General features: G+C 62.9%; 1 protein-coding gene. It reads right to left on the reverse strand.

The features are described from left to right. Nucleotides 1–251, reverse strand: a 251-nt coding sequence (locus tag ACRHNM_RS17525; protein ID WP_431137928.1) for an aminotransferase class I/II-fold pyridoxal phosphate-dependent enzyme, incomplete at both ends; no start/stop codon positions are given.

Consider the following 251-nt stretch of genomic DNA (forward strand, 5'->3'; position numbering starts at 1 on the left):
GGTCCGGATTCTTGCGGATCAGGCCCACGATCTGCTTCATCTCGACCGGGCTGAAGGCGACCGACGGCGGGTTGCTGGGGTTGACCGTCACCGCCAGCTTGATCTTCGGATTCTCGAGCTTGGCGATTTCCGTGGCCGGATAGTGCCAGTCGTGGGTGCCATCGGCGCGCACGCTGCTGGCATTGATGGCGACGATCTTGAACTGGAAGCGCTCCAGGTGCGCGATCTCGATGTAGGGCGTGAAGGTCGGC

This window comes from Psychroserpens mesophilus, assembly GCF_050617655.1.
Taxonomy (GTDB): domain Bacteria; phylum Bacteroidota; class Bacteroidia; order Flavobacteriales; family Flavobacteriaceae; genus Psychroserpens; species Psychroserpens mesophilus_A.